The following is a 25139-nucleotide window of genomic DNA, read 5'->3' as shown; positions in this document are numbered from 1 at the left end:
GCGGCGCCCGGCCGTCAGGTGAACCGGAACCACCGCAACGCGGCCAGGCCGGCCAGGCCGCCCCAGGCGGCCAGCACGGCGACGCCGAACCAGTCCACCGACACGGTCATCGCCTGCGACAGCGCCTCGGTCAGCGCGCCGGCCGGGGTGAGCCGCGCCGCCCATTTGACCGGTGCCGCGACCATGTCGGTGTCCACCGTCAGCGCACCGAGTCCGGCGAAGACGAACCACAACAGGTTGGCCACCGCGAGCACGATCTCGGCACGCAGCGTGCCGCCCAGCAGCAGACCCAGCGCGGCGAATCCCGCGGTGCCCAGCGCGATGATGACTGCGCCCAACGCCAGGCCCGCCGGATGCGGCCGCCAGCCAAGCGCAAACCCGATGGCGCCCAAGATGATTGCCTGTAGGAAGACCACCGTGACCACCGCCAGCGATTTGCCGGCGATGATGCCCCACACCGGAAGTGCGGTCGCACCCAGCCGTTTGAGCGCGCCGTACCGCCGATCGAACGCGACCGCGATGGCCTGGCCGGTGAACGCCGTGGAGATCACCGCGAGCGCCATGATCACCGGGACAAAGGTGGCGGCGCGGTTGTTGCCGAAGGATCCGAGCGGCAACAGCGTCAACCCCACCAGCAGTGTGATCGGGATGAACATGGTCAGCAGCAGTTGTTCGCCGTTGCGCAGCAGTAGCTTCAGCTCCAGCGCAAACTGTGCGGCCAGCATCCGTGGCACCGCCGCGGGACGCGGGTCAGGAGTGAAAGTGCCTGCGGGGAAAAGCGATTCGGTCACGACCGCAACTCCCGGCCGGTCAGCTCCAGGAACACGTCTTCCAGGCTGCGCTGCTCCACTCGCATGTCGGTGGCCAGCACGTCGATCTGGGCACACCACGCAGTCACCGTCGCCAACACCTGCGGATCCACCAGGCCTTCCACCAAGTACTCACCCGACGCCACCTCGGAGGCCCGGTAATCCTCCGGCAAGGCCGAGACCAGCAGGGACAAGTCGAGCCGTGGCGGAGCGGTGAACCGAAGCTGATCCTTGGCGCCGCTGCGGGTGAGCTCTGCCGGGGTTCCGGCCGCGACGGTCACCCCTTGGTCGATGATGACCAGTCGGTCGGCGAGTTCCTCGGCCTCCTTGAGTTGGTGGGTGGTCAGCACCACCGTCACGCCGTCGCGGCGCAACGCGTCGATCAACTCCCACACCAGTAGCCGGGCCTGCGCGTCCATTCCCGCGGTGGGCTCGTCGAGAAACACCAGTTCGGGTCGGCCGACCAAGGCGCAAGCCAGCGCGAGCCGCTGCTGCTGCCCACCGGACAGCCGTCGGTAGGTGGTGCGCGCCGCGTCGGTCAGACCCAATGTGGACAGCAGCCACTGCGGGTCCAGCGGGTCGGCGGCGTAGGAGGCCACCAGGTTGAGCATCTCGCCGGCCCGGGCGGCCGGATAGCCCCCGCCGCCCTGCAACATCACGCCGATGCGCGGCCGCAGCCGAGCGTTATCGGCGATCGGGTCCAGCCCGAGCACCTCGATGGTGCCGGCATCGGGCCGGACGAACCCTTCGCACATCTCGACCGTCGTCGTCTTGCCCGCACCGTTGGGGCCCAGCAGCGCCAACACCTCGGCGGCGTGCACGTCGAGGTCGAGGTTGGCGACGGCCCTGATGGCGGTCGGCCCCGAGCCGTACTGCTTGCACACCCCGCGCAACCGCACGGGGACTTGGACGGCCTGGCTCACGAGGATTCAGCGTATGCGCCAGGCACCGGGGTGGGCTGCCGGGTCTCGCTGCTGGGCGCCGGATCAGGGGTCGCCGTGTGAGCTGCCGAGTCGGCGGCCGGCAGCGCCCGCCACGGCAAGCGGGCATGGGTCGCCGCGATCAGCAACGCCACGATGATGGTGCTGGCCACGGTGGCATCCACGATCTGGAACAGCGCGAACCGATCGCCGTTGGCGGTGGGGCCGAAGACGCCGACGACGATCGTGACGACGATCACCGCCATCCGGAAACCGGGGCGCGTCGCCCACGCGGCCAGCGGGATGATGGCCCACAGCAGATACCACGGCTGCACCACAGGAAACAGCAGCACCGTGCCACCCAGCGCGACTCCTAGCCCGCCAACCGGGTGCAGCCGACCACGCAACACCGCGATCAGCAGCCAGCCCACCATCACCGCGATGACCAATACGCCGATGCCACGGGTCAGCGAGAGGATCGCGGTGGTGTGATCGCCCAGGCCCAGCAGGATCCCCACCTGCCCGGTACCTAGGGCGATCAGCGTCGGCGGCGACATCCAGCTGCGCACCACGTTGGCGGTCCCGAGCGTGTAGATCCAGCCGAAGCCGAGCCGGCTGGCCCAGCCGACCGCAGCCATCACTGCCAGCGCCAATCCGGCCGTCAGCCCGCCCGCCAACACGAATGCCCGCAAGTTGCCGCCCCAGCGCCTGGCGAGCGCCATCGCGACAAACCCCAAGGCCAGCAGCGAGGGCAGCTTGATCTGCGAGGACAGCGCGATCAGGATCGCGCCCGCGAGCAGCATGCCCAACGGCGCCCAATCCGGCCAGTGGGTCCGCAAGCCAGGCCAGGGCCGGGGCACCAGCGGGCGCGCGGAGTCGATTCCGCGCAGCGCGAACTCGGTGCCGGTCAGCATCAACCCGAGCATCGGTGCCTCGTTGTGGATGCCGGCGACCAGATGCATGATCAGCAGCGGGTTGGCCGCCCCCAGCCACAGCGCGCTGACCTCGGCCACCCCGCAGCGGCGGGCCAGCCGCGGTGTCGCCCACACGATAAGACCCACGCCGACCAGCACCACCAGCCGATGGCACAGCACGGCGGCGACAATGTTTTCGCCGGTCAATGCCGAAATTCCGCGGCCGATCCACAAGAACAGCGGCCCGTACGGCGCTGGAGTCTCCCGCCACAGGCTGGGCACCGACAACGTGAACACATGGTCGAGGCCCAACCCTGTCGCCGGACCCACGCGATAGGGGTCGAGTCCCAACCGGCAGATCTGGCTTTGCGCCAGGTAGGAGTAGACGTCCTTGCTGTACATCGGGGGCGCCGCCAACAGCGGGAGCACCCACAACCACAGCGTGCGGTCCAGCTCGCCCCGGGACATCCGTCGTTGGCCCAGCGTGAAGCGGCCCAGCATCAGCCAGGCGAGCGCCATCATGACCGCGCCGGTGGTGGTCATCGTCAGCGACACCGTCTGGATCCGCGACGGCAGGTTGAGCAGCCGAACCCCGAAGGTGGGATCCTGGACCACCGGCCGCGCCCCGGCGCCCAGCGCGCCGATGCCCATCAGCACCGTGCCGGTGGCGCCGAACACCCGGGTGCGGCGAACCGCGACCAGCTCGGTGTCGTTGAGCGGCTGACCGACCGTCTGTTCGTCGCCATGCAAGCGGGCAATCGACGAACTCAACGGGTGGTGGCGGGCTGCCATCACAGCAGCGTAGCCGCCGGCCGACAGCGGCCGGATCGGTCAGGTGTGACCAGCGCAACCCTGGCAGAGGGTAGCCTTCCTAGACCTGTTACCGGAATTGCGTCACACTGGTGTTGTGAAATTCCCGTCGTACGCCAAAGGGGTCGAAGCAACAGCTGCAGCTTCGACCCACGATGGCCAGACCCGAAGCGCCGTTGTGCGGTTGCTGTTGGAGTCCGGGTCGATCACTGCCGGGCAGATCGGCGATCGGTTGGGCCTGTCCGCCGCTGGGGTGCGACGCCATCTGGACGCGCTGATCGACGCGGGCGAGGCGGAATCGGTTCCCGCGGCGGCCTGGCAGCAGGAGGGACGGGGCCGACCGGCCAAGCGCTACCGGCTCACCGCGGGCGGCCGCGCCAAGCTGGACCACAGCTACGACGACTTGGCGTCCGCGGCGATGCGTCAACTCCGCGAAATCGGTGGTGAGGATGCGGTTCGCACTTTCGCCCGACAGCGCATCGACGCCATCCTGTCCGGTGTCGAGGCGGCCGATTCGGACGCCGATGCCGATATCGAAGCCACCGCCGAGCGGATTGCCACCGCGCTGTCCGAGGCCGGCTACGTCGCAACCACCACGCAGGTGCGCGGCCCGATCCACGGCGTGCAGATCTGTCAGCACCACTGCCCGGTGTCGCACGTCGCCGAGGAGTTTCCGGAATTGTGCGAAACCGAGCAGCAGGCCATGGCCGAGGTACTCGGGACCCATGTGCAGCGGCTGGCGACCATCGTCAACGGTGACTGCGCCTGCACCACCCACGTCCCGCTCACCACCGAAGCCAAACCAAATGCACTTCGGCGCGCGGCGCGCGCCGAAGCCACCGCGAGTATCAAAGGAGCGTCATTATGACCCTCACTCCAGAGGCCACCAAGACCGGTGTGCCCTCCGCTGAGCCGTTGACCCAGGAGCAGGCCATCGCCTCGCTGGGCCGGTACGGCTACGGCTGGGCGGATTCCGATGTGGCGGGCGCCAGCGCCCAGCGCGGGCTGTCCGAAGCGGTGGTCCGTGACATCTCCGCGAAAAAGAACGAGCCGGAGTGGATGCTGGAGACCCGGCTGAAGGCGCTGCGCATCTTCGACCGCAAGCCGATGCCGAAGTGGGGTTCCAACCTCGAGGGCATCCACTTCGACAACATCAAGTACTTCGTGCGCTCCAGCGAGAAGCAGGCCGCGACCTGGGACGATCTGCCCGCAGACATCAAGAACACCTACGACAGGCTGGGCATCCCCGAAGCCGAGAAGCAGCGATTGGTGTCCGGTGTCGCCGCGCAGTACGAGTCGGAGGTCGTCTACCACTCCATCCGCGAGGATCTGGAGAAACTGGGCGTCATCTTCCTGGACACCGACACCGCGCTGCGTGAGCACCCGGAGATCTTCAAGCAGTATTTCGGCACGGTGATCCCGGCGGGGGACAACAAGTTCTCCGCGCTGAACACCGCGGTCTGGAGTGGCGGAAGCTTCATCTACGTCCCGCCGGGTGTGCACGTCGACATCCCGCTGCAGGCCTACTTCCGGATCAACACCGAGAACATGGGCCAGTTCGAGCGGACGCTGATCATCGTCGACGAGGGTGCGTACGTGCACTACGTCGAGGGCTGCACCGCGCCGATCTACAAGTCGGATTCGCTGCACTCGGCGGTGGTGGAGATCATCGTCAAGCCAGGCGGCCGCTGTCGCTACACCACGATCCAGAACTGGTCGAACAACGTGTACAACCTGGTCACCAAGCGCGCGCGCGCCGAGGCCGGCGCCACCATGGAGTGGGTCGACGGCAACATCGGGTCGAAGGTCACCATGAAGTACCCGTCGGTCTGGATGACCGGCGAGCACGCCAAGGGCGAGGTGCTGTCGGTGGCATTCGCCGGCGAAGGCCAGCATCAGGACACCGGCGCCAAGATGCTGCACCTGGCCCCGAACACGTCGAGCAACATCGTCTCCAAGTCGGTGGCGCGCGGCGGCGGCCGCACCTCCTACCGCGGCCTGGTGCAGGTGAACAAGGGTGCGCACGGTTCGCGCTCCAGCGTGAAATGTGATGCGCTGCTGGTGGATACGATCAGCCGCAGCGACACGTACCCCTACGTCGACATCCGCGAGGATGACGTGACGATGGGCCACGAGGCGACGGTGTCGAAGGTCAGCGAAACCCAGCTGTTCTACCTGATGAGCCGCGGGCTGACCGAGGACGAGGCGATGGCGATGGTGGTGCGCGGCTTTGTCGAGCCGATCGCCAAGGAGCTGCCCATGGAGTACGCGCTGGAGCTCAACAGGCTGATCGAGCTGCAGATGGAAGGCGCGGTCGGCTAGTGGTCAACGCCAACCTCACCGAAGCTGTCGAAGGGATCGCCGCCAACAAAGCCGAACAGTTCACGTCTTTCGACGTTGCCGCCTTCGAGGTCCCTGGCGGGCGCGACGAGATCTGGCGGTTCACCCCCCTGCGGCGGTTGCACGGCCTGCACAATGGCACCGCGGCGGCCTCCGGCAGCGCCACCATCGCTGTCAGCGGGCGGCCCGGGGTCCGGGTGGAAACTGTTCGGCGCGGCGACGAACGACTCGGTCAGGGCGGCGTGCCCGCGGACCGGGTTGCCGCCCAGGCCTTCTCGTCGTTCAACTCGGCGACGCTGGTCACAGTTGCCCGCAGCACGCAGGTCGCTGATCCGATCGAGGTGGTGATCACCGGCCCTGGTGAGGGCGCGGTGGCTTACGGGCATCTGCAGATCCGCGTCGAGGAGCTGGCCGAGGCCGTCGTCGTCATCGACCAGCGCGGCAGCGGAACTTACGCCGACAACGTGGAATTCGTCGTCGACGACGCCGCCCGGCTGACCGTGGTGTGGATCGCCGACTGGGCCGACGACACCGTGCATGTCAGCGCGCAGCACGCCCGGCTGGGCAAGGACGCGGTGCTGCGGCACGTGGCCGTCACGCTCGGCGGCGACCTGGTGCGAATGTCGGCCACGGTGCGGTTCGATGCGCCCGGCGGTGACGCCGAGCTGCTCGGGCTGTACTTCGCCGACGACGGTCAGCACCTCGAGTCGAGGCTGCTGATCGACCACGCTCAACCCGATTGCAAATCCAACGCGCTGTACAAGGGTGCGCTGCAAGGGGATCCGGACTCGAGCCGGCCGGATGCGCACACCGTCTGGATCGGCGACGTGTTGATCCGGGCCGAGGCCACCGGCACCGACACCTTCGAGGTCAACCGCAACCTGGTGCTCACCGACGGCGCGCGCGCCGACTCGGTGCCCAACCTGGAGATCGAGACCGGCGAGATCGTCGGCGCCGGGCATGCCAGCGCCACCGGGCGATTCGACGACGAGCAACTGTTTTACCTGCGTTCCCGCGGCATCCCCGAAGACCAGGCCCGCCGACTGGTGGTGCGTGGTTTCTTCAACGAGATCATCGCCAAGATCGCGGTACCTGAGGTACGGGAGCGCCTAACCGCAGCCATCGAGCACGAACTGGCTATCACGGAATCGAGAGCAACCGCGTCATGACCACCCTGGAAATCAAAGACTTGCACGTCAGCGTGCAGAACCCTTCCGACGGCGACGAGATCGCCATTCTCAACGGCGTCAACTTGACGGTGAGCTCCGGCGAGACGCATGCGGTGATGGGGCCCAACGGATCCGGCAAATCCACACTGTCCTACGCCATCGCGGGTCACCCGAAGTACCACGTGACGTCGGGCTCCATCACACTCGACGGCGAGAACGTGTTGGACATGAGCGTCGACGAGCGCGCCCGCGCCGGGCTGTTTTTGGCCATGCAGTATCCCGTTGAGGTGCCGGGCGTGTCGATGTCGAACTTCCTGCGCTCGGCCGCTACCGCGGTTCGCGGCGAGGCGCCGAAGCTGCGGCACTGGGTCAAAGAGGTCAAGGCCGCCATGGACGACCTGGACATCGACTCGGCCTTCGGCGAACGCAGTGTCAACGAAGGCTTTTCCGGCGGTGAGAAGAAGCGCCACGAGATCCTGCAGCTGGGCTTGCTGAAGCCCAAGATCGCGATCCTCGACGAGACCGACTCCGGCCTCGACGTCGACGCGCTGCGAGTGGTCAGTGAGGGCGTCAACCGCTATGCCGAATCCGAGCACGGTGGCATTCTGCTGATCACGCACTACACGCGGATCTTGCGGTACATCCATCCCGAATTCGTGCATGTGTTCGTCGGCGGGCGGATCATCGAGTCGGGCGGTCCGGAACTGGCCGACGAACTTGAAGAAAACGGCTACGTGCGCTTCACGCAGACGGCCGCCACGGGGGCCTGACATGACGGCGTCCGTGACCCCACTGGACCTTGCGGCGATCCGCGCCGATTTCCCGATCCTCAAGCGGGTGATGCGCGGCGGAAATCAGTTGGCGTACCTGGATTCGGGTGCCACGTCGCAGCGGCCGGTGCAAGTCCTCGACGCCGAACGCGAATTCCTGTTGACGTCCAACGGCGGGGTGCACCGAGGCGCACACCAGCTGATGGAGGAGGCGACCGACGCTTACGAGCAGGGCCGCGCCGACATCGCCGCATTTGTCGGTGCCGACACCGACGAGCTGGTGTTCACCAAGAACGCCACCGAATCGCTCAACCTGGTGTCCTACGTGTTCGGGGACAACCGGTTCGAGCACGCCGTCGGCCCGGGCGATGTCATCGTCACCACCGAGCTCGAGCACCACGCCAACCTGGTCCCGTGGCAGGAACTGGCCCGGCGCACCGGCGCCACGTTGCGCTGGTACGGCGTAACCGACACCGGGCGCATCGATCTTGATTCGTTGCGGCTCGACGAGCGTGTCAAGGTCGTCGCGTTCAGCCATCATTCGAATGTGACCGGAGCGGTTGCCCCGGTGGCCGAATTGCTCGCCCGGGCAAAGGCCGTAGGTGCGCTGACAGTGCTGGACGCCTGCCAGTCGGTGCCGCACCAACCCGTCGACTTGCACGCGCTCGGCGTCGACTTCGCCGCGTTCTCCGGACATAAGATGCTGGGCCCCAACGGGATCGGGGTTCTCTACGGGCGACGTGAGCTGTTGTCGTCCATGCCGCCATTCCTCACCGGCGGGTCGATGATCGAAACGGTGACCATGGAGGTCACCACCTACGCGGCGCCGCCACAACGGTTCGAGGCCGGCACCCCGATGACCTCCCAGGTCGTCGGGCTGGGCGCGGCCGTGGGCTATCTCGGCGCCATCGGCATGGACGCGGTCGACGCGCACGAACGCGAGTTGGTGGCCGCTGCGATCGATGGCCTGTCCGGTATCGACGGAGTGCGGGTGATCGGGCCGAAGTCGATGGAAAACCGCGGCTCGCCAGTGTCTTTCATCGTCGACGGCGTGCACGCCCACGACGTCGGTCAGGTGCTCGACGACGACGGGGTTGCGGTGCGGGTAGGTCACCACTGCGCATTGCCGCTGCACCGCCGTTTCGGTCTCGCCGCCACCGCGCGGGCATCGTTCGCGGTCTACAACACTCACGACGAGGTCGACCGACTGGTGGCCGGCGTACGGCGCGCCCTCGATTTCTTCGGTGGAGCGTGAGTCGCGGTGCGCCTCGAGCAGATCTACCAAGACGTGATCCTGGATCACTACAAGCACCCGCAGCACCGCGGGCTGCGCGAGCCGTTCGGCGCGCAGGTGCACCACGTCAACCCGGTGTGCGGCGACGAGGTCACGCTGCGGGTGGCTCTGTCGGAAGACGGTGAGCACATCGCGGACGTTTCCTACGACGGGCAGGGTTGTTCGATCAGCCAGGCGGCCACGTCGGTGCTCAGCGAGCAGGTGATCGGTCAAAGCGTCGGGCAGGCGTTGAAGACGGTCACCGCGTTCACCGAGATGGTGTCCTCCCGCGGAACCGTAGTCGGTGACGAGGACGTGCTGGGCGACGGCATCGCGTTCGCCGGCGTCGCCAAGTACCCCGCCCGGGTCAAGTGCGCGTTGCTCGGCTGGATGGCGTTCAAAGATGCGCTGTCGCAAGCGACTGAAGATGTCGAGGAGGTTAAGGATGAGCGAAACTTCCGCACCGGATAACGAGTTGCTCGCCGACGTTGAAGAGGCCATGCGCGATGTCGTCGACCCCGAATTGGGTATCAACGTGGTGGACCTGGGACTGGTCTACGGCCTCAATCTCGAGGAGGGCGACGAGGGGACTGTCGCGCTGATCGACATGACGTTAACGTCGCCGGCCTGCCCGTTGACCGACGTCATCGAAGATCAGTCGCGTAGCGCACTGATCGGCGCCGGTCTGGTCGACGAGCTGCGCATCAACTGGGTGTGGAACCCGCCCTGGGGCCCGGACAAGATCACCGACGACGGTCGTGATCAGCTGCGAGCCCTCGGCTTTACCGTCTAACCTCGCCGAGCCGGTGATGTCATGACTACCTCCGCGAGGTTGCGGTCGGACCAGGCCTGGCTACGATCATCGTTGTGAGCACTGAGGTATCCCGCGCGGTCAAAAACAAGGGCGCCAGCGCCGGCGCGGAGCCCCATGTGGTGGTGATGTTCGGCGCGACAGGCGATTTAGCCCGTCGAAAGCTGCTTCCCGGCCTGCTGCACCTTTCCTGCTCCAAGCTGGCTCCCGAGATCCGGATCATCGGCACGTCGCTCGATGAATTCGACAACGACACCTTCTGCAAGCTGGCGCACAAGGCCTGCAAAGAGTTCTCCCACCATCACATTACCGATGAGCAAATCGATCAGTTCACCGCCAACCTCACCTTTGTGCCAACGCAGGCCGGTCCGGAAGCTCTGGCCAGTGCCGTGGCGGAGCAGGTCGCGGCGCTCGGTGGCGAGGCCCGTCTGTTGCATTACTTGAGCATCCCGCCGGCGGCGGTGATGCCCGTCATGGAATCGCTGCACAAGGCGGATTTGGTGCAGGACTCTCGGGTCATCATGGAAAAGCCGTTCGGCGTCGATCTGGCCAGCGCACAGGCACTGAACGCGGCGATCCATGAGCGATTCGAGGAAGAACAGATCTTCCGGATCGATCACTTTCTGGGTAAAGAGGCCGCGCAGAACATCCTCGCGTTCCGGTTCGCGAACGGATTGTTCGAACCGATTTGGAATCGAAACTTCATCGACCACATCCAGATTGACGTGCCCGAGCGGCTCACCTGTGAGAGCCGCGCGCAGTTCTACGATGCTGTGGGGGCGTTCAAGGACATGGTGGTCACCCACTTGTTCCAAATTCTGGCGTTCGTCGCGATGGAGCCTCCCACCCAGCTTGCTTCAGAGGCGATCAGCGACGAGAAGAACAAGGTATTCCGCTCGATGCGGCTGCTTGATCCCAGCGAGGTGGTGCGCGGGCAATACCGCGGTTACCGCGACGAGCCCGGGGTGCCCGCGGAATCGGATACCGAAACGTTCGTCGCACTCAAATGCGAGATCGACAACTGGCGCTGGGCGGGTGTCCCGTTCTTTCTGCGCACCGGCAAGGGCATGGCAGAGGGGCAGCGCATCATCTCCATCGCATTCCACGAGCCGCCCAGGAGCATGTTTCCGCCCGGATCCGGTGTGGGACAAAAGGGTCCGGATCATCTGACTTTCGATCTTGCCGACGTGTCCAAGATGTCGCTGTCGTTTTACGGCAAGCGGCCAGGGCCCGGAATGAAGCTCGACAAGCTCAGCCTGCAGTTCACCATGGAAGATTCCGGCCACGCCAGCGACGTGCTCGAGGCCTACGAACGTCTCATTCTCGACGCGATGCGCGGCGATCGGACGCTGTACAACACGGCAGAGGGCATCGAACGGCTCTGGGAGGTCTCGGCGCCGTTACTCGAGGATCCGCCGCCGACGCGCAGCTACGACCTCGACTCGTGGGGCCCCAACGCGGTCCATCCGTTGATCGCCCCGCGAGCGTGGCGGTTGCCGTTCGAACGCGGCTGGCGCGGCAACAAATAACCGCCCCTAGTGCTGGTGCCTTCGTCCGCCGGGTTGCGGGCAGGCGCCGTTGTCAGCTGATTGAACGTTGATGGCCGTTGCCTGCAGGTTGCCGCTGTCGTCTTTGGTCCCACGCGCGGCGATGCACTGACCTTGCGCCAGCGCTTGCGCGTCCGTGGCTGACTGCTTGGTGTACTTTGTCGTGTCGGTGACGGTCACGCTGGTTTGAGACGTACTGCCGCCCGCCTCGGCGTCGGTCACGGTGATGGTGTTGCCCGCAACGGAGGCAACCGTGCCCAGCAGTGGCCGATGCCCCGCCGGTCCGCCCGAGTGGGGCGCGCCAGCCGGGTGTTTGGGCTCGGGGCACCGCGCACCGACGGCCGGGCTCACCCGCACGAATTGTGCGGTGATCGTGGCGCCGGTGTCCGCGCTTTGACGGGTAGGAAGCACAACAACGCAACTGCCGGCGGTGACATCCGTCAGCTGACCGGGAGTGACCTGGGTGATCTTCGTGGACGGCGTGAAGTCGACGGTGGCGTTTCCGGTCTGCTGGGTGACCTGGATTGCGTCGCCCGAGACCGAAGCGATCATCCCGCTGACCCAGCTCCTGCCGTTCGCGGACGCTGATGGCGATGAGGGCGTCGCGGCTGAACTCGTCGGACCTGCCGACGGAGCGGGCTTCGAATTGTTCGACGCACCGCACGCGGCGACCGACAGTGCGGTTGCGCCGGTGAGCGTGAGGATCGCCAATCGGGTGAGCCGCGCGGGTGGGGAGGTGATAGACATCGAGATCCTTTCAGATCGTCGGCCGCTGTGCGCGGCCGGCCAAACCACGGCTCTCACGATTGGTGGCGCAGCTGAGCGCTGGCTGGCGGCCGATTATGAGCCAGCTGTGTATTCGGACAGCCCCCGCGAATCGTCGCTAGAACGCCGCTTCGGGAAGCGTCATGACGTCGTCGTCGAGGGCCGCGATGATGCCGCGCAGTGCGGTGAGGTTCGGAAGCATGTTCTTAGCGAAGAATCGCGCGGTGGCGATCTTGCCCTGATAGAACACTTCGTCGTTCCCCGGTGCGGTGGCCAGGGCCGCGTGCGCGACGTCGGCTTGTACCAATAGCCGCCAACCGATCAGCAGGTCGCCAACGGCGAGCAGGAATCGCACCGATGCGAGCCCGACTTTGTATATCTCCGTTGGGCTTTCCGCGGCGGCCATCAGATATCCGGTCAGGGTCGCTGTCATCGCCTTGACGTCGTCGAGCGCGGTACGCAGCAGCTCCGCATACTGCCGCAACGTCTCATCGCAGTTTTCGATGGTGTGGGTGATCAGCGACGCCACATGCTCGAGGGCCTGGCCGCGGTCGCGGATGATCTTGCGGAAAAAGAAATCCAGCGCCTGGATGGCGGTGGTGCCCTCGTAGAGGGAATCGATCTTGGCGTCACGGATGTACTGCTCGATGGGGTAATCGGTCAAAAAGCCCGACCCGCCGAGCGTTTGCAGCGACTCGGTCAGGATTTCGTAAGCCCGTTCCGAGCTCACCCCCTTGACCACCGGCAGCAGCAGATCGTTAAGACGGTGTGCCATTTCGGCGTCCGCACCTGAAACGTGTTGTGCAACAGTCTCGTCCTGGTGTGCCGCGGCATAGAGGTAGAGTGCTCGCAAGCCTTCGGCGTAGGCCTTCTGCGTAATCAGGCTGCGGCGTACGTCCGGATGGTGCATGATCGTGACCCGCGGCGCGGTTTTGTCGGTCATCTGGGTCAGATCCGTGCCCTGTATCCGCTGCTTGGCGAATGCCAGCGCGTTGAGATAGCCGGTGGACAGCGTGCCGGCGGCCTTGACGCCGACCGTCATGCGTGCGTGCTCGATGACGGTGAACATCTGCGCGATCCCGTTGTGCACGTCGCCGACCAGGTAGCCAACCGCGGGCAATCCGTGGGCGCCGAAGGTCAATTCGCAGGTCGGGGAGGCCTTCAAGCCCATCTTGTGTTCCAGCCCGGTGGCGAAAACCCCATTGCGGGAGCCGAGTTCGAATGTCTCCGGGTCGAACAGATACTTGGGCACGTAGAACAGGCTCAGACCTTTGGTGCCCGGACCGGCGCCCTCGGGTCGGGCCAGCACGAGATGGAAGATGTTCTCGGCGGTGTCGCCCACATCGCCACCGGAGATGAACCGCTTGACGCCCTCGATGTGCCAACTGCCGTCCGGTTGCGCGATGGCCTTGGTTCGCCCTGCGCCCACATCGGAGCCGGCGTCGGCCTCGGTCAACACCATGGTGGCCGCCCAACCTCGTTCCAGGCCCGTCGCCGCCCACCGCTTCTGCTGTTCGGTGCCCTCGATATAGAGCGCGTTGGCCATCGCCGGGCCCACGCTGTAGAAGAAGGCCGCCGCCGGATTGGCGCAATGCAGCATCTCGTTGATCGCCCACGTCACTGGGCCCGGTGCGGACACGCCGCCGATTTCTTCGGCAAGGCCGATGCGCCACCACTCGGCGTCTTTGACCGCCTGCACCGACTTGGCCAACTCGGCGGGGACCGAGATGGTGTGACGGTCGGGCTCGAAAACCGGTGGGTTGCGGTCCGCCTCGGCGAACGACTCGGCGATGGGGCCCTCCGCCAAGCGGGCGACTTCGTCGAGCATCGTGTGGACCGTGTCGACGTCGAAGTCGCGGTAGCGTCCCGAGCCGAGGACGGTGCTGAGCTTCAAGACCTCAAACAGATTGAACTCGACGTCGCGCAGGTTAGCGATGTAGTGCCCCACCGGTTTTGCTCCTTTTATCTGACCCCAGGTGAACTTCGACGCAGTGTGGCCGAGGCCGGAATGGGTACGCAACCGTAAGCTACGGCGACGGAGGCGTAACCTACGGCAACGCAACCGTAGGGTCCCAGGTCAGCGAGCTCGCATAACGATGAGTAGCTGTGTGTGCCAGATGATGTCGGACTAACTGGACCGCTCGTGTCTGTGGGACCGGGCGACCATTCCTGGCGCCATCGGACACTCGACATATCGAGAAGATGCTTTATCGACCAAAGAGATTGGCCGCACGTCGGCTTCTAGTGGTGGCGGAGGTGGGGCAGCCACCACGGGATATGGAAATGGTGGTGTGGGCGGCCCATCGGCGGGCACGGTTCGAGGTCGATGGTCGCCGCGTGCAGTACCCCGCCGTCCTTGGTTCCCTGCGCCGCCATGCACTTGCCGTTCTGGATCGCTTGCGCGTTGGTAACCGCATGCTTGGTGTAGGTGGTCGTGTCGCCGACGTTCACAGTGGAGTGCGTGGTCTTGCCGGTGGGATCGATGCCGTTGACGGCGATGGTGTTACCCGTAACCGAATCGACGATGCCGTTGACGCTAGGACTTGCAGCCGGCCCTCCAGGCGATGGTGCGGGCGGCGGGCACCTGCCGCCTTCAGATGGGCTGATCGTTACGCTCTGCGCGGTGACCGGCCCACCAGGGGGACCACTCTGTGCCGCGGCCTCGACCTCGACGCAGCTGCCGTGGGTGACGTCGGTCAGCTTGGCCGCGCCCAGCTCGGTGACCATTGTCGACGGTGTGAATTCCACCGCGGCCGCAGTCCGATCCCGCTGCGTGAGCTGGATCCTGTTGCCAGACACTGATCTGACCAAGCCCTCGACCTCGTCATGGCCCATGGGTGGTGCCGGCGGCGGCTTGGGCGAAGAAACCGTTGAGCTCGCCGACGTGTTGGGTTTTCCGGTGCTTTCGTTGCTGGAATTTCCGCATGCGGCAAGCGACACAGCGGTGGCGCAGGTGAACGTGAGGATCGCGAGCTGAGCCAATCGACGTCGCTGCGTCGTGGCGGTCATCAGGGTTCTCCGATCGCTGGGTTGCACGGAGGGATACCCGCTGCACTTCCGAGTTGCACAATTATTAGCTGAGCTGGTGAGCGGCCTTTTGATGCGGCGCGACCGAATAGAGTTGGACCATGTTTTGGTTGTGCAGGACCTGCGGTGTCGAGCACAACACGGCATCGAGCGTGTGCGCGATTTGCGCCGACGACCGGCAGTGGGTGCCAGCCGAGGGACAGCAGTGGGCGACGCTGGAGCAGCTGATTGGCGAAGGAATGCGGTCGCAGGTCTCGGTCATTGAGGACGGCCTTGTCGCGATCGGCAGTTCGCCGCCGCTCGGAATCGGGCAGCTGGGAAAGCTGGTGTGCGCCGAGGCCGGCAACGTGTTGTGGGATCCGTCCGGCTTTGTCGACGACGACGCCGTGGCCGCGGTAACCGAGCGCGGGCCGGTGATCGCCATTGTGGCCAGCCATCCGCACATGTATGGCGCACAAGTCGAGTGGAGCCACCGCCTGGGCGGCGTCCCGGTGTACGTGAACGCCGCGGATGCCGAGTGGGTGATGCGTCCCGACCCGGTGATCCAGCAGTGGTCGGACACCTTGCGGCTGAGCCCGTCGTTATCCGTAGTCCGGGTCGGCGGACACTTTCCGGGCAGCGCAGTCGCCTGCTGGACCGGGGGAGCTGGCGGGCGCGGCGTATTGCTGGCCGGCGACACCATTTTTCCCAACCCGGACCGCCGCACGGTTGCGTTCTTGCGTAGCTACCCCAACCGCCTTCCGCTCTCGGCTGCGGTTGTGCAGCGCATGGCCGGCACCCTGGCGGCGCTGAACTTCGACCGCATCTATGGCCTGTTCACGAATTCCATCGACACCGATGGCCACGCAGCGGTCCAGCGCTCGGCCGACCGCCACGCCGCCTGGGTCCGCGGCGACTACGACCACCTGACCTAGAGACACGGCGGAACGCTGGGGAACACGGCGGCAGTTCACGACGTTAACTGGGGCGTGACTACCCAAGACCTGACTGCCGAGCAGTTCAACGAGACCATTAACGGCAACGACATCGTGCTGGTCGACTTCTGGGCGTCCTGGTGCGGACCGTGTCGCCAGTTCGCACCGACGTTTGCTGCATCCGCGGAAAAGCACCCCGACGTCGTCTACGCCAAAGTCGACACCGAGGCCGAACAGGGCCTGGCGGCCGCCGCCAACATCCGGTCCATCCCCACGCTGATGGCCTTCAAGAAGGGGAAGTTGGTGTTCAACCAGCCCGGCGCTCTGCCGGCAGCCGCGCTTGAGGATCTGGTGCAGCAGGTGAAGAACTTCGACATCGACGCGGCGATCGCGGCGGAGGAGCCCGACCAGGCCTGACCGTCGTCAGGCTGGGTCTGGTTGCCTGACTCCTCAGTTGGCCGTCCGGCGGCCCGCACCACGTCAGGCGGCGGGTTACCGTTCAACGGTGAGCATGGTCCTCGTTGAACACCCGCGGCCGCAGATCGCCCTAATCACCCTGAACCGGCCGGAGCGGATGAATTCCATGGCGTTCGACGTCATGGTGCCGCTCAAGGCGGCTCTGGAGAGCATCGCCTACGACAACTCGGTGCGGGTGGTAGTCCTGACCGGGGCAGGCCGGGGTTTCTCCTCGGGCGCCGACCACAAGTCGGCCGGGGAGGTGCCGCATGTCCAAGGGCTGACCCGGCCCACCTATGCGCTGCGTTCGATGCAGATTCTGGACGACGTCATTCTGGCGCTACGACGGCTGCACCAACCGGTGATCGCCGCGGTCAACGGTGCAGCGATCGGTGGCGGGCTGTGCCTGGCGCTGGCCGCCGATATTCGCATCGCGGCGAGCGGAGCTTATTTCCGGGCCGCAGGTATTAACAATGGGCTGACCGCCAGCGAGCTGGGGCTCAGCTATCTGTTGCCCCGGGCGATCGGCTCGTCGCGAGCATTCGAGATCATGCTGACCGGTCGCGACATCGACGCCGAGGAAGCCGAGCGTATCGGGCTGGTGTCGCGCCAGGTGCCCGATGACCAGTTATTGGAGACGTGCTATGCGATGGCCGAACGCATCGCGGGGTTCTCGCGGCCGGGAATCGAGTTGACCAAGCGCACACTGTGGAGTGGACTGGACGCCGCTAGCCTGGAGGGGCACATGCAGGCCGAGGGCCTCGGGCAGCTCTTCGTTCGTCTGCTCACCACAAACTTCGAAGAGGCGGTTGCCGCGCGTGCCGAGAAACGGCCGCCGGTGTTCACCGACGATAAGTAATAGAGCACAACCGTTCGGCAGCCGGACAAGAAGCCGTTCGGCGACGATGCGGGCCAGGATGGCCTGTTGAGGAGCCGGACAAGAAGCAAGGAGAGTGACCGTGATCACGGCAACGGACCTCGAGGTCCGCGCTGGCGCGCGCACGCTGCTCTCCGCGGACGGCCCGGCACTGCGGATACAGCCGGGTGACCGCATCGGGCTGGTTGGGCGCAACGGCGCCGGGAAGACCACTACCTTGCGAATCCTCGCGGGGGAGGGGCAGCCGTACGCCGGTACGGTGACCCGCACCGGCGAGATCGGTTATCTGCCGCAGGATCCCAAAGAGGGTGACCTCGACATCTTGGCCCGTGACCGGGTGCTGTCGGCACGCGGATTGGACACCCTGCTCACCGATCTGGAAAAGCAGCAGGCACTGATGGCCGAAGTCGCCGACGACGCCGCCCGCGACCGTGCGATCCGCCGCTACGGTCAACTCGAAGAACGCTTCGCCGCGCTGGGCGGTTACGGCGCGGAAAGCGAGGCGGGCCGGATTTGCGCGAGCCTCGGGTTGCCCGAGCGGGTGTTGAGCCAGCAGCTGCACACGTTGTCCGGCGGGCAGCGCCGTCGGGTGGAGCTGGCGCGCATTCTGTTCGCCGCGTCGGACACGGGCGCCGGCTCGGCCGCCACCTTGCTGCTCGACGAGCCGACCAACCACCTCGACGCCGATTCACTGGGCTGGCTACGGGAATTCCTGCGCGGGCACACCGGCGGCCTGGTGGTGATCAGCCACAATGTCGACTTGTTGGCCGACGTCGTCAACCGGGTCTGGTTCCTCGACGCGGTGCGCGGTGAAGTCGACGTCTACAACATGGGTTGGCAGAAGTATCTCGACGCTCGCGCCACCGACGAGCAGCGCCGTCGCCGGGAGCGTACCAATGCCGAACGCAAGGCCACCGCGTTGCGTGCCCAAGCCGCCAAGCTGGGCGCGAAGGCCACCAAAGCTGTTGCGGCCCAGAACATGCTGCGACGGGCCGACCGAATGATGGCCGCTCTCGACGAGGAGCGGGTGGCCGACAAGGTGGCCCGAATCAAGTTCCCCAGCCCGGCGGCCTGCGGGCGGACCCCGCTGGTGGCCACCGGGCTGACCAAGACCTACGGATCGCTGGAAGTTTTCACCGGCGTCGACCTCGCGATCGACCGCGGCTCCCGGGTAGTGGTACTGGGACTCAACGGCGCGGGCAAGACGACACTGCTGCGGCTGTTGGCCGGTGTCGAGCAACCCGACGCCGGGGCGCTGGAGCCCGGACACGGTTTGAAAGTCGGATATTTCGCGCAGGAGCACGACACCCTCGACGACATCGCGACGGTCTGGCAGAACATCCGGCACGCCGCACCCGATTCCGGCGAGCAAGACCTGCGGGGGTTGCTCGGGGCGTTCATGTTCAGCGGTAGTCAGCTCGAGCAGTTGGCCGGCACGCTGTCCGGCGGCGAGAAGACTCGGCTGGCGCTCGCTGGTTTGGTGGCCTCGACGGCGAATGTGTTGCTGCTTGATGAGCCGACGAACAATCTCGATCCGGCCTCCCGCGAGCAGGTGCTGGACGCGCTGCGGAGCTACGCTGGAGCGGTGGTGTTGGTGACACACGACCCCGGCGCGGCCGAAGCGCTCGATCCGCAACGGGTCGTGCTACTGCCCGACGGCACCGAAGACCATTGGTCCGAGGAGTATCGGGATCTGATCGAGCTGGCCTGACCGGCTAGGCTCGGCTCGACGGTGCCGCAGGCGATTTCGTCAAAGTGGCCCGCCGCCGACGTCTGCTTCCTACGCTGTGTGCTTTGGGGATCCTTTTGAAGCGGGGAGGCGCCGATGAGGAAAGCGAAAAAGACACGCGATCAGTTGCTGGTCGAATTGCGCAGCGCCTACGAGGGCGGCGCCAGCATTCGAACTCTGGTCGCGTCCACCGGCAGGTCGTACGGCTCGATCCACAGCTTGCTGCGCGAGTCGGGCACCACGATGCGCAGCCGCGGTGGTCCCAACCACCGCACGCGACCTCGATAACACGATTAACTTATCGCTGGCGTACTGAATTTTCGACCAGATCGAGGACGGCGGTAAGCCGCTGTGGGTCTTCACCGGAGGCCACTCGGGCGACCAAGCCATCGAGAACCAGGTCCAGGTAGCACACCAATACGTCGCTGGGGATGTCGTTGCGCACCCGTCCGGCCCGTTTCTGCCGGCGTAGCCGATCGATCGTTGCCGCCGTCAGCTCCGCCGAGCGCTCCGCCCACCCCCGACTGAACGCGGGGTCGTGGCGCAGCTTCCGCGCGATCTCCAATCGCGTGGCGAGCCAGTCGAACTGGTCGGGCGCGTTGAGCATGTCGCGCATCACCTGGATGAGACCCTCCCGCGACGCGACCGCAGCCATCCGCTCGGCGTCCTCGCGGGCCAGCTCGAAGAACAACGTGTCCTTGTCGCGGAAATGGTGGAAGATCGCTCCCCGCGACAAGCCGATGGCCTGTTCCAGCCGGCGCACCGTCGCCTTCTCGTAGCCATATTCGGCAAAGCAGCGACGGGCGCCGTCGAGGATCTGACGGCGACGGGCCGCCAGATGGTCCTGGCTGACCTTGGGCACAAGCGTTCCGGGCTAGTTCGACCTGAGCATGTTTCGCAGCACGTACTGCAAGATGCCGCCGTTGCGGTAGTAGTCGGCTTCACCCGGGGTGTCGATCCGCACCACAGCGTCGAACTCGACAGCGTCCGCACCCTCCTTGCCGGCCTTGACGTGCACCGTCTTTGGCGTCTCGCCGTCGTTGAGCGCCTCGATGCCGGTGATGTCGAATACCTCGGTGCCGTCTAGACCCAACGACTCCGCGGTCTTGCCCTCGGGGAATTGCAGCGGGATCACCCCCATGCCGATCAGGTTGGACCGGTGGATGCGCTCGAATGACTCGGCAATCACCGCACGCACGCCCAGCAGTCGCGTGCCCTTGGCTGCCCAGTCCCGCGACGAGCCCGAACCGTATTCCTTGCCGCCGAGCACCACCAGCGGAATGTCTTTTGCCGCATAGTTTTGCGCAGCGTCATAGATAAACGCCTGCGGCCCACCCTGCTGGGTGAAGTCGCGCGTGTACCCACCGGAGACATCGTCGAGCAGCTGGTTGCGCAGTCGGATGTTGGCGAACGTGCCGCGGATCATCACCTCGTGGTTGCCGCGCCGAGATCCGAAGGAGTTGTAGTCCTTGCGCTCGACGCCATGCTCGTCGAGATACTGCGCGGCCGGGGTGCCGGGCTTGATACTGCTCGCGGGCGAAATGTGGTCGGTGGTCACCGAGTCGCCGAGCAGCGCCAGCACCCGCGCGCCGCTGATGTCACCGACCGGTTCCGGGTCGGCGGGCATCCCGTCGAAGTACGGCGGCTTGCGCACATAGGTCGATTCGGCATCCCACGCAAAGGTGTTGCCGCTGGGAGTGGGCAGGTTGCGCCACCGCTCGTCGCCCTTGAACACGTCGGCATAGTTTGTGGTGAACATCTCCTGATTGATCGCCGACGCGATGGTGTCGGAGACGTCCTTCTGCGACGGCCAGATGTCTTTGAGGAAAACGTCGTTGCCGTCGCTGTCTGCGCCCAGCGGCTCCGATTCGAAATCGAAGTCCATCGAGCCGGCCAGCGCGTAGGCCACCACCAGCGGCGGTGAGGCCAGATAGTTCATCTTTACGTCCGGGTTGATGCGGCCCTCGAAGTTCCGGTTGCCGGACAGCACCGCGGCGACTGAAAGGTCGTTGTCGTTGACCGCTTTCGAGATCTCCTCGGGCAGCGGCCCGGAGTTGCCGATGCAGGTGGTACAGCCGTAGCCGACAAGGTAGAAGCCCAGCTTCTCCAAATACGGCCATAGCCCAGCCTTTTCGTAGTAGTCGCTGACGACCTGCGAGCCCGGCGCCATCGTGGTCTTCACCCAGGGCTTGGTGCTGAGGCCCTTCTCGACGGCATTGCGCGCCAGCAGTGCCGCGCCCAGCATCACCGAGGGGTTGGACGTGTTGGTGCACGAGGTGATCGCGGCGATCACCACCGCGCCGTGGTCAAGCACGAATTCGCCGAGTTCGTCGGACTTCACCGTCACCGGGTTGCTCACCCGGCCGTTGGCATGCTTTGCGGCCGACTCCACCGGCTGGTGGTCGTCAGCGTGGCCGTTGCTCAGTGCCCCGGGGTCGCTGGCCGGGAACGTCTCGTCGACCGACTCGTCGAGCCTCGAGTAGTCCTTCTTGTCCGGGTCGTCGCCGACGTAGTCGGGGATCTGCTCGCGGAACGCGGATTTGGCTTTGGACAACGCGATTCGATCTTGCGGCCGCTTCGGCCCCGCGATCGACGGCACCACGTCGGCCAGGTTGAGCTCGAGGTACTCGGAGAACTTCGGCTCGCGCTTGGCGTCGTGCCACAGGCCCTGCTCTTTGGCGTACGCCTCCACCAGGGCGAGTTGCTCTTCTTTGCGCCCGGTGAACCGCAGGTAGTCGATTGTCTCCTGGTCGATCGGGAAAATCGCTGCAGTAGAACCGAACTCGGGGCTCATGTTGCCCAGTGTCGCGCGGTTCGCCAGCGGCACCTCGGCCACACCTTCGCCGTAGAACTCGACGAACTTGCCGACCACTCCGTGCTTGCGCAGTATCTCGGTGACGGTCAGCACCACGTCGGTGGCGGTGACACCGGGCTGGATCTCACCGGTGAGCTTGAAGCCGACAACCCGCGGGATGAGCATCGACACGGGCTGACCGAGCATGGCCGCTTCCGCTTCGATTCCGCCGACACCCCAGCCCAATACGCCCAGGCCGTTGACCATCGTGGTGTGCGAGTCGGTACCGACACAGGTGTCCGGATAGGCCACACCGTCGCGCTCCATCACGACATGGGCCAGGTATTCGATGTTCACCTGGTGCACGATGCCGGTGCCCGGCGGCACCACCTTGAAATCCTGGAAGGCGCCCTGCCCCCACCGCAGAAACTGGTAGCGCTCGCCGTTGCGCTGGTATTCGAGCTCGACGTTGCGCTCGAAAGCGTCGGCTCGGCCGAAAAGGTCCGCGATAACCGAGTGATCGATCACCAGGTCGGCCGGCGCCAGCGGATTGACCTTCTCCGCGTCGCCGCCCAGATCCCCGATCGCCTCACGCATCGTGGCCAGGTCGACGATGCACGGCACACCGGTGAAGTCCTGCATGACCACGCGGGCGGGCGTGTATTGGATCTCGATGCTGGGCTCGGCCGACGGGTCCCAATTCGCAATCGCCTGGATGTGATCCTTGGCGATGTTGCTGCCGTCCTCGTTGCGCAACAGGTTTTCCGCGAGCACTTTGAGGCTGTAGGGGAGTTTCTCCGTGCCGGGCACCGCGTCCAGGCGATATATCTGGTAACTGCTATCGCCGACCGTCAGGGTGCTGCGCGCTTCGAATGAATTCACCGAATCTTTGCTGGTCACATCAACTCCCGGGATTTAGTTCTGCTCGCCGACGGGCCATGTCGACAAGGCCAGTCTAACAGTACGCTTGTCCTGTATTCCACGGTACTGCGGCCTGGAAGTTTGTCTGGCCGGCCAACTGCTGTCATCCGCTCGTGGGGACGGTACGGTCTTGGACCGTGACCACCCCGCACGTGCCGCTGTACATCCCGGGCGAGATTTGCGGCACCGTCGGTGCCGATCCGGCAACACCGCCCGACCAGTGCCTGGCGATCGTGCAAGCACAGGTCACTGCCCACAACATCAGTGCGCCAGCCGCCGTCACACCGGCATTACTTCAGGTGATCGACCAAGCACAGCACGACGGCGTCGATCTCAAAATCGTCGTCCTCGACCACAACCCCCCGACCGACACAGCGCTTCGAGACATCGCCACCAGGGTGGGCGCCCAACACACCGATGCCACCGTGCTGGTGCTCAGCCCAAACTTCGTCGGCACCTACAGCACACACTTCGCACGAGCCACGCTCGAGATCGGCGAAGACAACGCCAAGACCGGCAACCCGGTGGTCTCGGCGCAGAATTTCTTGCACCAGCTCAACACGCCACAGTTTCCCTGGACCGCGTTCACCATCGTGCTTCTTATCGGAGTGCTGGCGGCAGTGATCGGCACCCGGATCATGCAACTGCGCACCAGGCGGTCAGCAACATCGCCAGATGAGGCCGAAGCGCCCACAGAAGAAGCTGGCCAGAGCGTCTAACTCCCCGTATTCGGCTTGTGTCGCATAGCGGCGGCACCTGTGCCGCCATTGCGGGCAAAACAGTGATGTCACCGTACGGTCACAGTTGTCGGAAGAACACACTTGTAATTTGTTACTAAAGTTTCCATTGGGTCAGATGTGACATACGGTGCAAAGGATGCTTTTGATTTAATCGCGCTTCCAGTGATTACTGGGGTCGACGCCGTCCGCCCGCGTTGAGCCATAGGAGACCCGAGTCGAATGAGACGCAACTGCCGCGGCTCGTCTATCCGACTGGCCACCGGGCTCACTCGCCGCGTCGCTCCGGTAGTGCTCAGCGTGGCCGTGCTGCTGTCCATACCCGGGCTGGCACATGCCGACCCGGGTACTCAACCGGACACCATGGCCAAGCTGATCGCCGATGTCGCGCAGGCCAACCAGCGTCTACAGGACCTCGGCGCGCAGATTCAGACCGAGCAGGAGAGCGTCAACAAGGCTCTGGTCGACGTCGAAACCGCACGCGACAATGCCGCGGTCGCACAACATGACGTCGAGGCCAGCCAGCAGGCGGTCACGGACGCCAACGTCGCAATCGCGGCCGCCCAGAATCGATTCGACCGTTTCGCGGTAGCCAGTTACGTCAACGGTCCGTCCGACAGCTACCTCAAGGCGTCCAGTCCCGACGACATCATCGCCACCGCGGCCGCCGGCCAGACCCTGGCCGCCAGTTCCCGACAGGTGATGGACAGCTTGCAACGCGCTCGCACCGAGCAAGTGAACAAGGACTCGGCCGCCCGGCTGGCAAAACAGAACGCGGACAAGGCTCTTGCCGACGCCCAATCCAGCCAGAACACCGCGGTGGCCGCGTTGACCGACGTCCACCGCAGGTTCGGCGAGCAGCAGCAAGAGATCAACCGCCTGGCCGACGAGCGTAACGCGGCCCAAGCCAGACTCGACGCCGCCCGCACTTGGTCGGCATCCGCGGGCGGACCGGGTGCCAGGGGCCAGGCGGCCCCAGCATCAGGGTCCTCAGGTGACCGGTGGGATCCGGCGGCTCCGGGGTCGCCTGCGCGCCCCCAGGGCAACGGCGGCCAGTGGGCCGGCGACTGGGATCCCACGCTGCCGATGGTTCCCAGCGCGAACGTCCCGGGCGACCCGATCGCGATCCTCAACAAGGTCCTGGGGATTTCGGCGACCTCGTCTGAGGTCACCTCCAATATGGGCCGCAGCTTCCTGCAGCAGCTGGGGCTGGCTCCCACACCCACCGGCTTCACCAACGGCCGCATTCCGCGGGTGTACGGACGGCAGGCCTCCGAGTACGTGATTCGCCGCGGGCTCTCGCAGTTAGGCGTGCCCTATTCGTGGGGTGGCGGCACTGCCGCCGGGCCTGGCAGGGGCATCGACTCAGGCTCCGGCACTGTCGGCTTCGACTGCTCCGGCCTGGTGCTGTACTCGTTCGCCGGGGTGGGCATCAAGCTGCCGCACTACTCGGGTTCGCAGTACAACCTGGGCCGCAAGATCCCCTCTTCGCAGATGCGCCGTGGCGACGTGATCTTCTACGGCCCCGGCGGCAGTCAGCACGTGACGATCTATCT

At 65.6% G+C, this 25139-nt stretch carries 23 protein-coding genes; 15 read left to right on the top strand and 8 right to left on the bottom strand.

Going from position 1 to position 25139, the window contains the following annotated elements; translation table 11 throughout:
* Positions 1-14: 14 nt before the first annotated feature.
* From VNW74_RS08055 to mptB, 3 genes are read right to left on the bottom strand one after another with little or no spacing between them, the layout of a single operon-like run.
* Positions 15-791, bottom strand: coding sequence for an ABC transporter permease (locus VNW74_RS08055; RefSeq protein WP_325676081.1), 777 nt, complete (start codon positions 789-791; stop codon positions 15-17).
* The gene (locus tag VNW74_RS08050; RefSeq protein WP_325676080.1) at positions 788-1732 is read right to left on the bottom strand and encodes an ABC transporter ATP-binding protein; all 945 of its coding nucleotides are present in this window, start codon (positions 1730-1732) and stop codon (positions 788-790) included. Before VNW74_RS08050 ends, VNW74_RS08055 begins: the two co-directional genes overlap by 4 nt.
* Complete coding sequence (mptB, locus tag VNW74_RS08045) at positions 1729-3435, bottom strand: polyprenol phosphomannose-dependent alpha 1,6 mannosyltransferase MptB (protein WP_325676079.1); 1707 nt, start codon at positions 3433-3435, stop codon at positions 1729-1731. Before mptB ends, VNW74_RS08050 begins: the two co-directional genes overlap by 4 nt.
* A gap of 115 nt (positions 3436-3550) precedes the next feature.
* Between mptB and VNW74_RS08040 the strand changes: the two genes are divergently transcribed.
* From VNW74_RS08040 to zwf, 8 genes are all read left to right on the top strand, one after another.
* A complete protein-coding gene (locus tag VNW74_RS08040; protein WP_325676078.1) occupies positions 3551-4321 on the top strand; it encodes a metalloregulator ArsR/SmtB family transcription factor in 771 nt (256 codons plus the stop codon).
* Entirely contained in the window at positions 4318-5775 is a 1458-nt protein-coding gene (gene sufB, locus VNW74_RS08035; RefSeq protein WP_325676077.1) for a Fe-S cluster assembly protein SufB, read from the top strand. The genes VNW74_RS08040 and sufB overlap by 4 nt, the downstream gene beginning before the upstream one ends.
* Positions 5775-6962, top strand: coding sequence for a Fe-S cluster assembly protein SufD (gene sufD / locus VNW74_RS08030; protein WP_325676076.1), 1188 nt, complete (start codon positions 5775-5777; stop codon positions 6960-6962). Before sufB ends, sufD begins: the two co-directional genes overlap by 1 nt.
* Positions 6959-7732 (top strand): Fe-S cluster assembly ATPase SufC, encoded by a 774-nt coding sequence (gene sufC / locus VNW74_RS08025; RefSeq protein ID WP_325676075.1) that lies wholly within the window; start codon positions 6959-6961, stop codon positions 7730-7732. The genes sufD and sufC overlap by 4 nt, the downstream gene beginning before the upstream one ends.
* A 1-nt stretch (position 7733) precedes the next feature.
* The gene (locus VNW74_RS08020; RefSeq protein WP_325676074.1) at positions 7734-8987 is read left to right on the top strand and encodes a cysteine desulfurase; all 1254 of its coding nucleotides are present in this window, start codon (positions 7734-7736) and stop codon (positions 8985-8987) included.
* 6 nt (positions 8988-8993) lie between these two features.
* Complete coding sequence (gene sufU / locus VNW74_RS08015) at positions 8994-9476, top strand: Fe-S cluster assembly sulfur transfer protein SufU (RefSeq protein WP_325676073.1); 483 nt, start codon at positions 8994-8996, stop codon at positions 9474-9476.
* Positions 9451-9798, top strand: coding sequence for a metal-sulfur cluster assembly factor (locus VNW74_RS08010; protein ID WP_325676072.1), 348 nt, complete (start codon positions 9451-9453; stop codon positions 9796-9798). Before sufU ends, VNW74_RS08010 begins: the two co-directional genes overlap by 26 nt.
* 146 nt (positions 9799-9944) lie before the next feature.
* Positions 9945-11345 (top strand): glucose-6-phosphate dehydrogenase, encoded by a 1401-nt coding sequence (zwf, locus tag VNW74_RS08005; RefSeq protein WP_414686626.1) that lies wholly within the window; start codon positions 9945-9947, stop codon positions 11343-11345.
* A gap of 6 nt (positions 11346-11351) precedes the next feature.
* Here zwf and VNW74_RS08000 read toward each other — a convergent pair whose 3' ends face one another.
* From VNW74_RS08000 to VNW74_RS07990, 3 genes are all read right to left on the bottom strand, one after another.
* The gene (locus VNW74_RS08000; RefSeq protein ID WP_325676070.1) at positions 11352-12110 is read right to left on the bottom strand and encodes a DUF5666 domain-containing protein; all 759 of its coding nucleotides are present in this window, start codon (positions 12108-12110) and stop codon (positions 11352-11354) included.
* A 136-nt stretch (positions 12111-12246) separates the two neighbouring features.
* Complete coding sequence (locus VNW74_RS07995) at positions 12247-14076, bottom strand: acyl-CoA dehydrogenase (protein WP_325676069.1); 1830 nt, start codon at positions 14074-14076, stop codon at positions 12247-12249.
* 293 nt (positions 14077-14369) lie between these two features.
* The gene (locus VNW74_RS07990; protein WP_325676068.1) at positions 14370-15137 is read right to left on the bottom strand and encodes a hypothetical protein; all 768 of its coding nucleotides are present in this window, start codon (positions 15135-15137) and stop codon (positions 14370-14372) included.
* Positions 15138-15256: 119 nt separating this feature from the next.
* On the opposite strand from VNW74_RS07990, the gene VNW74_RS07985 reads away from it, so the two are divergent.
* The 5 genes from VNW74_RS07985 to VNW74_RS07965 all read left to right on the top strand — a co-directional run bounded on the left by VNW74_RS07985 (position 15257) and on the right by VNW74_RS07965 (position 19419).
* On the top strand, positions 15257-16069 hold the full coding sequence (locus VNW74_RS07985; RefSeq protein ID WP_325676067.1) for an MBL fold metallo-hydrolase: 813 nt from the start codon (positions 15257-15259) through the stop codon (positions 16067-16069).
* A 54-nt stretch (positions 16070-16123) separates the two neighbouring features.
* Complete coding sequence (trxA, locus tag VNW74_RS07980) at positions 16124-16486, top strand: thioredoxin (protein WP_325676066.1); 363 nt, start codon at positions 16124-16126, stop codon at positions 16484-16486.
* 37 nt (positions 16487-16523) lie between these two features.
* Entirely contained in the window at positions 16524-17384 is an 861-nt protein-coding gene (locus tag VNW74_RS07975; protein WP_325676065.1) for an enoyl-CoA hydratase, read from the top strand.
* Between the two features lie 100 nt (positions 17385-17484).
* Positions 17485-19113, top strand: coding sequence for an ABC-F family ATP-binding cassette domain-containing protein (locus VNW74_RS07970; protein WP_325676064.1), 1629 nt, complete (start codon positions 17485-17487; stop codon positions 19111-19113).
* A gap of 114 nt (positions 19114-19227) precedes the next feature.
* Entirely contained in the window at positions 19228-19419 is a 192-nt protein-coding gene (locus VNW74_RS07965) for a helix-turn-helix domain-containing protein (RefSeq protein ID WP_325676063.1), read from the top strand.
* A 10-nt stretch (positions 19420-19429) separates the two neighbouring features.
* Here VNW74_RS07965 and VNW74_RS07960 read toward each other — a convergent pair whose 3' ends face one another.
* A complete protein-coding gene (locus VNW74_RS07960) occupies positions 19430-19993 on the bottom strand; it encodes a TetR/AcrR family transcriptional regulator (protein WP_325676062.1) in 564 nt (187 codons plus the stop codon).
* Between the two features lie 12 nt (positions 19994-20005).
* Entirely contained in the window at positions 20006-22825 is a 2820-nt protein-coding gene (locus VNW74_RS07955) for an aconitate hydratase (protein ID WP_325676061.1), read from the bottom strand.
* A 158-nt stretch (positions 22826-22983) separates the two neighbouring features.
* Between VNW74_RS07955 and VNW74_RS07950 the strand changes: the two genes are divergently transcribed.
* Positions 22984-23565, top strand: coding sequence for a DUF6676 family protein (locus VNW74_RS07950; protein WP_414686625.1), 582 nt, complete (start codon positions 22984-22986; stop codon positions 23563-23565).
* A 240-nt stretch (positions 23566-23805) separates the two neighbouring features.
* Positions 23806-25139: NlpC/P60 family peptidoglycan endopeptidase RipA (gene ripA, locus VNW74_RS07945; RefSeq protein WP_325676060.1), on the top strand; the 1334-nt coding region annotated here is incomplete at its 3' end.

The organism is Mycobacterium sp. (assembly GCF_035570115.1).
Classification (GTDB): domain Bacteria; phylum Actinomycetota; class Actinomycetes; order Mycobacteriales; family Mycobacteriaceae; genus Mycobacterium.
Note: the sequence above shows the minus strand (reverse complement) of the source record. Positions and strands in the feature narration are given on the sequence as shown.